7 protein-coding genes are annotated in these 9,262 nt (G+C 47.6%); 4 read left to right on the forward strand and 3 right to left on the reverse strand.

Annotation, left to right across the window (positions count from 1 at the left end; genetic code table 11):
* Window positions 1-20: 20 nt before the first annotated feature.
* On the reverse strand, window positions 21-509 hold the full coding sequence (locus AC6I77_RS22180; RefSeq protein WP_008926785.1) for an Hsp20 family protein: 489 nt from the start codon (window positions 507-509) through the stop codon (window positions 21-23).
* A gap of 175 nt (window positions 510-684) precedes the next feature.
* The gene (locus AC6I77_RS22185; protein ID WP_008926786.1) at window positions 685-924 is read right to left on the reverse strand and encodes a hypothetical protein; all 240 of its coding nucleotides are present in this window, start codon (window positions 922-924) and stop codon (window positions 685-687) included.
* A 367-nt stretch (window positions 925-1,291) separates the two neighbouring features.
* Here AC6I77_RS22185 and AC6I77_RS22190 point away from each other — a divergent pair, with 367 nt between their 5' ends.
* From AC6I77_RS22190 to AC6I77_RS22205, 4 genes are all read left to right on the forward strand, one after another.
* Window positions 1,292-1,492, forward strand: coding sequence for a DUF3606 domain-containing protein (locus AC6I77_RS22190; RefSeq protein ID WP_003850653.1), 201 nt, complete (start codon window positions 1,292-1,294; stop codon window positions 1,490-1,492).
* 542 nt (window positions 1,493-2,034) lie between these two features.
* Entirely contained in the window at window positions 2,035-3,819 is a 1,785-nt protein-coding gene (locus AC6I77_RS22195; RefSeq protein WP_003850652.1) for a GGDEF domain-containing phosphodiesterase, read from the forward strand.
* A 197-nt stretch (window positions 3,820-4,016) separates the two neighbouring features.
* Window positions 4,017-4,223 carry a DUF1471 domain-containing protein gene (locus AC6I77_RS22200; protein ID WP_008926787.1) on the forward strand — a complete coding sequence of 69 codons (207 nt, stop codon included), beginning with the start codon at window positions 4,017-4,019 and terminating at the stop codon, window positions 4,221-4,223.
* Window positions 4,224-4,474: 251 nt separating this feature from the next.
* Window positions 4,475-5,662 carry a diguanylate phosphodiesterase gene (locus AC6I77_RS22205; protein ID WP_003850648.1) on the forward strand — a complete coding sequence of 396 codons (1,188 nt, stop codon included), beginning with the start codon at window positions 4,475-4,477 and terminating at the stop codon, window positions 5,660-5,662.
* Between the two features lie 1,329 nt (window positions 5,663-6,991).
* Here the strand turns inward: AC6I77_RS22205 and AC6I77_RS22210 are convergent.
* The gene (locus tag AC6I77_RS22210) at window positions 6,992-8,065 is read right to left on the reverse strand and encodes a RepB family plasmid replication initiator protein (RefSeq protein ID WP_008926788.1); all 1,074 of its coding nucleotides are present in this window, start codon (window positions 8,063-8,065) and stop codon (window positions 6,992-6,994) included.
* Window positions 8,066-9,262 lie beyond the last annotated feature (1,197 nt).

Consider the following 9,262-nt stretch of genomic DNA (forward strand, 5'->3'; position numbering starts at 1 on the left):
CCGTCTCCGCCCTGTTCATATTATTGATGTTCCAGCGTACGCTGACCGCCGATTGCAATCGGGATACGTCGCGGTTTCTCACTCTCTGGTATTTCCTGGAGCAGATCGATATTGAGCAATCCTTCCGCCAGGCTGGCTTCAGTCACTTTTATATGCTCCGGAATAGAAAAGCTCAGCTGGAAATCGTGCCGGGAAATGCCGCGATGTATCCAGCGGCCACTCTCTTTGCCGGCCTCATCGGATGCGTGCTGAGATGCTTGTTCTCTGTGCCCCGCGACTGAAAGCCGATCGCCACGTAACTCAATCTCCAGTTCATGCTCTTTCCAGCCCGGTACGCTAACGGTCAACGCATAGCGGTTTTCCTCAACATGCTTAAGATCATAAGCAGGAACAGAGCTTACCGGACTGTCGCCAGTAAGCTGACTAAACAGCTTATCGATGCGATTAAAGCGGTCTGAAAAAACTGAATCAGACAGGGAGGGGAAAACAGAAACGTGTTGTACTGACATAGTGATAATCTCCTGAACAGGTTCATCCAAAAGTTCATCTGACCGGTAACACACTTCCAGTCAACTTCCTAAATAGGGTTGTTCAGTCAGTTTTCAAGCCAGAAACTGGCTTTTTTTATTGTTATCATACAGCCGGTTATTGCAGGGAATAACACTAAGGGCGATAACACAGCGTCTATTTCTTACTCTGGGGTGAAAGAACGAAATGGGGATGGCGGCCAGCCAATAATAATAGCAACTCATATTCGCCCTGACTTAATAACGTTGGATTGCCTGCAGCTTCTTTGGTTTGCCAGACTCTCAGGCTAAGGTCAAAACGCTCAGCAGCACTCTGCTGCGACAGGCCGGCGGCAAGACGAAGTTCACGCACGTTACTCTGGACAACCACAGGCGACTGGGGGGGACGGTTAACCAAACAAAGACTCCTTCAACACGATGAAACGAAAACGCACAGCGCTTCGCGATTGACTGAGCGAAGCGATCTGAAAGCGGTGAGGACGACAAGACCAGAGAATAATTGACTATTTTGAATAAATGTCAAATTTTCAGACTTAAGATTCAGACATAAATTTTTTAAGCGAAGCGGCATATTTCAACTCATCGGCGATTTTTCTATTTCGTTAGAGTGCTTTATTCCTCCCGCCAGGAATTATCCTGTTATTTGCCTTAAGGTCCATTCAGGGATTAATCCGCTACCTCATTACGCCTTTCTTCATCAGGATAGATGCTTAGCTTGAGAATTATGTTCAGGCTGCTTCATTGAAACCAGAGGAGGATAATAAATGAAAAATCCTATCCAGCGTCGCTCGCCTGATGATTTGTCACAGGTGGAAATTCGCGAACAGTGGCAAATCACTTACTGGACCCAGGAATTAGGTACAACACAGGAAAGGCTGACGCGCGCTATCCGGGAGGGGGGGCCGCAGACAGAACAGGTCCGGGACTGGCTTGAGCAAAATCCGCCGCCACGCCGTCCAACATAATCCCAGAGGGCTAAAAGTTTAATAAATCCTGACTGAAGCGCTGGTTTTCCGCCAGCCATGCGGTGGGTTGACCTGCATCAGACAGCGTTATGCTGACAGGTCACATCTGCCGTTCAAAATCACATCCTGGCTTTTGCTTAGTGTTTTTATGCGGTTACCTGTCCTTCGACCCGCAAGTTGCGATTGCTCTGCATGTAAACGTTGTGCTTCGGTGTAAAATTGCCTTTTAAATAATATTAACCATCCTGAATGCTTATTCATCTCATGATGACAGATAAACATTAGCCCTTCTTAAAATTACCTTTTTTATTTATAAAATGAAGAAGCTCAAATAGTCTCATGCCTCTTCGATTAAATTTTCAAATCGTAAACACGCTTTTAATGCGTTAAAGAAAATATTAAGAGACACCCAGTGCATAGTCCCTTATCATTAAGTTGAAAATAAAAATCACACTCTATTTCCTGCCGCCCGAATCACATTTCGTTCCGGACAGTTTTCTTTTTTTCGCACTGTAATCAGCCGGTGCGGGGGTTCTACACACATGCTTAACAATCCAGACGGCGACAACGAGCGCCGAGGACGCGCTTTACAGGCTCTGCGCGCCCCAGATGAAAGCCGCGACGAGGTTCTGCGGAAGTTTGTCCGGCTAGCCAGTCAGGCCCTGGGTATCCCGGGCAGCTTTATCTCGGTGCTGGATGATGAATTTCAAACAGTACAGGCATCACACAATTTTGATCTGCAACGCTCAACCCGCGCAGATTCACTCTGCCGCCACGTGGTTGACAGTGACAGTGCCGTTATTGTGCCTGATACATATCATGACGCGCGTTTTGTCACCCATCCTCTGATTACGGGCTCGCCCTTTATTCGCTTTTATGCCGGTGTGCCACTGAAAACCCGCGACGGTATGATTCTGGGCACACTCTGTGTTACCGACACCCAGCCACAGGCATTTGCGAGTGAGCAAGTGACGATATTGACGTTGCTCTCCACACTGGTGATGTCATTCCTGGAAGCCTGGCACTCGGCGGGTTTTACCGATCCGGTGACCGGACTGCCCAATCGTCAACGCCTGATACGGGATTTGCAGTATCTGGCCCTGGCCGGCGATACGACGCCACGCCGTCTGGTTCTGATTGACTGCATTGATATGTCACGCGCTTACGAACTGGCCCGGACCATGGGAATGACACCGGTCGAAAGTCTGCTAAAAGATATGGCTACCCTATTACCGCTGCGCCTGCGCCCGGCAGTTGGCGAGATGATCTATACCGTGGCAACGGGCCGGTTTGCTATCCTGACGCGAGCGGACAGCCGGCTCAGTGCTGCCTGGGTAGCCGGTCGTCTGGAGGGTATCAGCGCAGACATGGATGAAGGTCTGTCGGTCGCACTGACTCCCCATACTGGTGAAACGGGATTTGTTGCCGGCCATCTGCCAGCATCAGAAATATTACGTCGCGCGGTTAGTGCATTGAATGAAGCTGTTGGCCGTGGGCTGCCTTCTCAGTGCTTTAATATTGCATCGGAAACCCAGCGTTCAGAAGATTTCATGCTGATGACCGATCTTAAAACGGCGTTACGTGAAAATACCGGGCTTTACATGGTCTATCAGCCGAAAATTTGTCTGCAAAGTGGTAAACCGGTGGGTCTGGAAGCACTTATCCGCTGGCAACATCCCAGCCGGGGAGAGCTCTCACCCGCTGCATTTATCCCGCTGGCTGAACAGACCGATCTACTCTCTGTATTGACCATCTGGATTATCGATCAAGCGGTCGAACGTCTCAGCAGGCTGCGTAATAACTGTATCCAGTTGCCCTTGACCATAAACGTTAGTGTGCGCGACTTTGCGCGTGAGGGATTCGCTTCAGCGCTGGAAAGCAAGATGCTGAAATCTAAACTTCCGACTTCTCTGCTGGGCATCGAATGTCTGGAGACCGAACGTATTCTCGAAAGCCCCACCGCTCTGCGCGGGCTGGAGATGCTAAGGGAACGAGGATTCAAAATTTCACTCGACGATTTTGGCGCCGGCTACAGTAACATCAGTTATCTGCGCCGTATGCCGCTGGATGTGATTAAGCTGGATCGCTCCCTGATCAGTGAACTGTCCTCAGATACCGCTTCACGCATCATTGCCCGTAGCATTATCGCGATGCTCAAAGAGCTGGATTATACCGTGGTGGCTGAAGGGGTAGAGTGTCCGGACGCGGTGTCATCCCTGACTGAATATGGTTGCGATCAGGCTCAGGGGTATTTCTATTCAAAGCCGCTACGCGAAGAAGCTCTCGATCACTGGCTTCACTGGAAGCTACGTGGCGAGTGCCATTAAACTGGCCTGAACGCGATCTGATATCAGATCGCGTTTCGCACATCTGGTCCTCTCAAACACCCTCACATTCATTTATTCAAAATAATTGAATTACTTCAGCAAATATTAGCTATTTTAGTCCGGCATGATCTTGCCTATGATTCATTACATCGAGGCAAAACGCCTCTCCCTGAATGAAAATGCTGAGGATTCTGCCCATGAAAACAATCAAAAATTTCGTTGCTGTTACCGCACTACTGATTTCTTTTAGTAGTTTTGCAGAGAGTATTACCGCTACTGCTTCGACATTGGATGCTGCTGAAGCGAAAGTCGCGTCGCTGGCCAAAGATGCTGGTGCATCTTATAAAATCACCGGCGCACGCGTTGATAACCGTGCCTACGTCTCTGCTGAGCTGATTAAATAACGTTTATCAGGTTAATACGACGAGGCTGCCATTATGGCGGCCTTTTTTACTATGTAGCAGGCATGCAGTTGTCTGTTCAGTATCCGTGTCTTTAATACTGTCAGCGATTATTGAAATCGCTCCATCAATTTGCCGTTACGCTTACTGCCATCTGCTCTGGTGCAGTCTGTGCGACACTGAATAAGTAGTGATGAAACATTTATTGAACAATGTTAGCGTGTACCCAACATTCATATAAAGCTGAGCTGCACATGCTGACTACCATAATTTATCGCAGCCATATTTCTGATGATTTTCCGATCAGAACCATTCCCGCGATGGTCGACAACGCCAACAGAATAAATACGGCTCACGACGTGACCGGCATTTTATTATTTAATGGTACCCATTTTTTTCAACTGCTTGAAGGTCCGGAAGCGGGCATTCAGGCTGTCTATCAGCGAATTTGCGCCGATCGGCGACACCATAATGTAGTCGAGCTGATGCGCGATTATGCACCTTACCGCCGCTTTGGTAACGCGGGTATGGCGCTCTTTGACCTGCGTGAACACGATCGCTCATCACTGCTGCAGGCTGTGCTGGATAAAGGGACGTCAAAATATCGCCTGACCTATGATGATCGGGCACTGCAATTCCTGCGCACGTTCGTAGAGTCACGTGAAAAAGAGAATTACTACGAAGTTCTCCCGCCAGGTTACTGGGAGTTTATTTCCGAACACAATGATGTACCTGACTCCCGTCCCGAGACAGAAGGCGTCAGTTTCCGTCCAGTGGTCGATCCCCTGGCTCGTCAGGTCACGGCCATTGAAGCAACAACACTGAGGCCTGCGCATGCTGATGACGCAACAGGGGACCAGCTTTATGCTAACGATCTGGAAACCGTTAAAGCGACATTTGCCCATGCAGGGCTGGTCTGCCCGGACGGTATGACGCTTTACGTCAGTCTGTTACCGATGACACTGGTGGTGATACCTCAGGCTGTTGAGCAGATTGTAACCGCCATTCATCAGGCGGGGCTGGTTCCTGAGCAGGTCGTTATCGGCGTAAGTGAAACTGCAGTTATCTCGCAGCTGGAAGATTTCTCTGAGGCAGTACGCACGCTAAAAGCGGCTGGAATTAGTCTGTCCATCGACAATTTTGGTGACGGTTCCGCAGGATTGTCATTACTGACTCATATTCAGCCCGACCGCATTCGCATAGATGCTGGTATCACTCGTGATGTCCATCGCAGTGGGCCAAAGCAGGCCGTTGTGCAGGCGATCATCAAATGCTGTTCAGCACTGGAGATCAATGTGATTGCCGCAGGGATCGTACAGGCTGAAGAGTGGATGTGGCTGGAGGCCGCAGGTGTGATTAATTTCCAGGGCACGCTGTTCGCTGCTGCAGGCCGCTACGAAGCCCAGTCTGTCGCCTGGCCCGAATATCGGGAAGCGATATAGGGCAAGCTGCCTGAACAGTATCAAGCGGTGCGCCCGGGTGCGGCCGCTTTGATAACTGTCCTTTAAAGAGTCATTCAGCGCTTTAACCTCATCCCTCTGAACATGCCCTCCCCCACTGCCCTCCGTGTTGTGATATCGGGAAACCCGGCCACTTCTTACTGCAATTGTTGATAAATCTCTGGTCTCACTATTCATTCTCGCTAAGATCTCAGAGCAACCACTGTAGTGAGAAAAGCTCACCTTTTAACATCTGCATTGAGAAATCAGCGATAGCAGATCCTTATTTCGTATCAAAATCCATCAGCTAACCACTGTAGCGAGTAGACAGGCCTCATGCAGATTTTCGGAAACCACTATAGCGAGTAAATGAAAAAAGCATTCAGGGCAACTCAACCACTCTGGCTTTAAACACACCTCAACAGCACCCGTGCACGTCAGTCATGCCCTAACCACTGTAGAGAGTAAAAGACGAATCCCCTTCACAATAATGAAAGTTGACCCTTGATTGCATCAATTGTCGCAGTCTGCGGCCTTACAGAAGAGCTTTTAAGGATGTGATAAAGCATTTTGTCAGCGAAATTCTAAAGGTGGGTATCTTTATTAACGGCTGTAACGAGTAACAATTCAGGGAGAGGTTTAATTGAAGCTGTTAACAAAAACCTTACCTGGAGAGGCATTAAATGATAGTGAGTAATCACTTTAATCAGGGATTCATTGCCAGGCATAAAAGTCCCTGACAATAACAACCACTATGGAGAGTAAGCTAAACAATTCTGCTCCCAATTAACAACCACTGTAGCGAGAACATTTCATTATTGATCGTTGTTATCTGAGCATTAACTGGCCGTTTTTACGAAAAATTAGCCTGATAACCATTATAGCGAGTAAAGCCTGAGCGCGTCGGAGAGGAAAATCAGAGGATTAAGCAGAAATCAGGAGGGACTAACCACTGTAGCGAGTAACATAAAAACTCAAATTTTATCCCGGTAGCGCATCTGGTCTCTCTAACCCAGCGATAGCCAGCCTGAAGCAGACGTAGTAACCACTGTAACGAGTGAATAACAGGCCATTGTTTGGTTATCTGGCTTTAACAGACAGGTCCCTATACACAGTGAGTAACCACTGTAGCGAGCATGAAAATCACCGGACTCAGTTCAGAAAAAGAGTAAATGACAAGTGAGCATGCTGGCAGCGACGCTATTAAGACAAGATATCTGTTGTTAATCACTGTTCACTAACCACTGTAGCGAGTAGCAGTACTCGCTACAGTGGTTACCGTTTTAAAGAAGCCTATCCCTGCAAAATGGCGAGAGCGACACAGCGAATCTGTCACAGCTTCTTCTGCTTTCTGATTTTGTTGAGTAATTCTTTTTCCTCACGAGACACCATGACCAGTTCACTGTTCTCTTCTTCGATCATCGGTTCAGGCAGGCTGACATCAATAACGCCGGGGTCAAGATCAAGATCGTCATAATCGTCGATCTCATCATCGATCAGGTCAGAGTTGCTGAGTGGCAGTTCGGCCGGACGCAGCTTAGGATGACGATAATGCACCCAAAAGTAGACTGACGAGCCCCGCCGTGTTTCGGTGTAATCAAGATAACCAATCTCTTTTAACTGCTCCATGGCCTTTCTGACAGTCGCATTCTGGGTAATCACGCGTGACGTCAGGTTTAGTCTGGCACGCAGACGCGCCATTGATATCGGGGCAGGCTTAGGAGGAAGGCTTTCAATGAAGGTGTAGAGTGCCTGAGCGGATTCTTTGCGGGCCAGCTCATTGATAGCTTTCAGCTGCAGCAAAACCTTTCTGTCGAACTGATACAACTCAAAGATTTTGGGGTCAGCCTGCAGCGTTACCGTATCTTTCTTGATGCTGTATTTAGCCGACTGCACCAGATGCGTCGTGTAGTTTTCTCCGCCTTTACTGGTAAAGGTCAGAGTATTCGATGCGATACGCGTCAAGGATGCGTCCAGGCGGCTCCTGAGCTTCGAGGAGAGTCGTACCGAAGGTATGCCACAGAGTTTTGCGAATTCAACGAAAGAGAGCGTTACAGTGTCTCCCAGACACTCATGCGTGGCGAATGCTCGAATGATCCCGACCCAGGTTTTAAAATCATTATCCATATCCAACCGGGCACCCAGAATCTTAATGTTGTCATAGCCTTCTGACCTGACCAGGGATAACTGCTTAAGATCCTGTGTCACATCCATGGCATTCATCTGGTTTTTCTGACTGCGCGCCGTAGATTTGAGCGTCGGAACAAATAAGCCGAGCCGCATCAGCGCTACCGGCTGCACGGTGTTGTTACTGTTGGGGGTAAGAGTAACAACTTCACCTGTGCGTTTGTCTGTTTCGCTAAACGCATCGGCTATGTTCAGGATATCTGGTTCTTTTCTTGGCATTAGGAAGATCCGTGATGTGAACAGGCGAAAGCCGCTGTTACTCGATACAGTGGATACTATCACTCACTACAGCGGTTAATCTACTCACCATAGTGGTTATTTCTCTCGATACAGTGGTTGTTCTACTCGCTATAGTGGTTAGTCACCTTACCCCAGCTCAGGCGTACCGTGGCCTGGAGCGCGTTGGGGATCTTTAAGGAACTTATTAGGATCTTATGATGATCTGTTATTGGATCTATTCAGTGGATAACCCGGTAAAAAGAGGTTAACAGAACGGATAATTTGCCCTGCCCTCGACATGCAGCACTCGCTCTCATCGCACAGTGTCAGTGAAGCGACAGTAATGCCCTCTCAAAAGGGTTATACACACAATAAAAAGTCATTTACTCGCTACAGTGGTTGTTAAGTACTCGCCAGCGCGGTTACTTTCCTCGCTACAGTGGTTATTCCACTCTCTATAGTGGTTATTCTTCTCGCTATAGTGGTTACTGACACCCTTCAAAGCCTTGTGCCACAAGCCCTCAGACGTTATGGGGATCTGTTTAGGATCTCAATTTGATCTATTAAGGATCGACCAATTGGATCTGGCCTGTGAATAATGAGGATAAAACAGAGAAAACATGGCAGAAGCAGCATGTCAGATAGATCTGATGTTTAAGACAGGCATTGAATTGTGATCAGCCGTCAGGTTTGGTTTAGCAGAGGATTTAACATGAAAGCCCTTTGAACAAAGCATAAGCAGCAAGACCGTGAAAGAAACTCTGATAACCACATTTTAAATAGGGCTCTGATGTAGATTGAGCATTTGTCGTGCTCTTCATACTTTAAAGAGTTACCACCCTAAAAAATAATCTATCATTATGATAAATAAGGAGTTATTATGATTTTTTCATGATGAAAACACCATAATCAAATTCCCCTTGTAATTTTCTGATTCAATATCTTATGTTGATTAACTGAGAAAGCGAAGTCTGGTTTACAGCAGCGTTCAAAAAGGAGCTGAACAGAAATTCAGACTACTAAAAGCAACCGGAAACTCATTTTTTTAAAAGTTGAAGATTGTCAGACATGGAAGAAATGTTGTGCTGCCTCGTTTTCGAGTAAGTGAAGGTTCTCCTCAGAAAGAGAAACTGAGAGATAGGTAAATATTTGCGGAGTTGAATACAATATTGAAAGGGCGATGATACATATTCGCAA

The organism is Pantoea sp. X-Soil-ISGK-259, from assembly GCF_059730705.1.